This window comes from Bacillus siamensis KCTC 13613, from assembly GCF_000262045.1.
GTDB classification, from domain to species: Bacteria; Bacillota; Bacilli; order Bacillales; family Bacillaceae; genus Bacillus; species Bacillus siamensis.
Window position 1 is genome coordinate 1 of the sequence record NZ_AJVF01000010.1, and the last position, 208, is coordinate 208.

At 54.8% G+C, this 208-nt stretch carries 1 protein-coding gene; it reads left to right on the forward strand.

All coding sequences use genetic code 11. The features are described 5' to 3' along the window. The coding region (locus Y79_RS01000000119870) for an AMP-binding protein (protein WP_032864735.1) at window positions 1-208 on the forward strand (208 nt) is incomplete at both ends.

A 208-nucleotide genomic window follows, 5' to 3' on the forward strand; every position in this document is an offset into this window, starting at 1 on the left:
GGAGGACAGGCTGCGCTATATGCTCAAAGACAGCGGCGCCTGTCTCCTGCTTCAACAGTCGGGATTATCCGTTCCCGGTTTTTCCGGCGAAACGCTAGAAGTGTCTCTTTCTGCCCTTACAGGTGAGACGGAGACAGGGGCTGTGTCTGAAGAAGCGGATGCCGATTCGCTCGCTTATATCATTTACACGTCCGGTTCGACGGGAACA